Source organism: Mesorhizobium sp. M7A.F.Ca.CA.002.05.1.1, from assembly GCF_003998335.1.
Classification (GTDB): Bacteria; Pseudomonadota; Alphaproteobacteria; order Rhizobiales; family Rhizobiaceae; genus Mesorhizobium.
This window is the reverse complement of the sequence record NZ_RZQI01001563.1, coordinates 1-608: the sequence shown is the minus strand read 5'-3', so window position 1 is coordinate 608 and position 608 is coordinate 1. Positions and strand designations below refer to the sequence as shown.

Annotated in this window: 1 protein-coding gene; it reads left to right on the top strand. The window is 63.3% G+C overall.

The genetic code is table 11. From position 1 onward, the window contains the following. Positions 1-608 (top strand): isocitrate lyase/PEP mutase family protein (locus tag EN939_RS37050; RefSeq protein WP_245473334.1); only part of this gene is annotated, 608 nt, incomplete at both ends.

The following is a 608-nucleotide window of genomic DNA, read 5'->3' as shown; positions in this document are numbered from 1 at the left end:
CACCATGACCGAGCAGATCGAGCGTGCGCGGACGTTCCATTCCCTCCACGTCAAGGGAAACCCGATCGTTCTCTACAACGTCTGGGATCCGGGTTCGGCCAAGATCGTCGAGAAAGCGGGCGCCAAGGCGATCGCCACCGGAAGCTGGCCGGTGGCTGCCGCGTTCGGCTATGCCGATGGCGAGAAAATCCCGCTGGAGCTGGCGCTCGACAACATCAAGCGCATCGTCACTGCCGTCGACCTGCCGGTGACCATGGACCTCGAGGGCGGCTACGGCGTCGATCCGGAGATTGTGGCTCGCACGGTGACGTTGGCGCTACGGGCCGGCGCTATCGGTTTCAATTTCGAAGACCAGGTTGTCGGCGGCACCGGCCTGCACGACATTTCTGTTCAGGTAAAACGCATCGAAGCTGCGGCAGCGGCCGTCAAGGCCTCCGGCATACCGGCGTTCATCAACGCCCGAACCGACATCTTCCTCAAGGCGAAACCGGATGCGCATGACGACGTCCTGCTCGACCAGGCCATCGAGCGCGCGCAGGCCTTCGAAAAAGCCGGCGCACACGGCTTCTTTGCGCCGGGTCTTGGCGATGAGGACCTGATCGAGACGC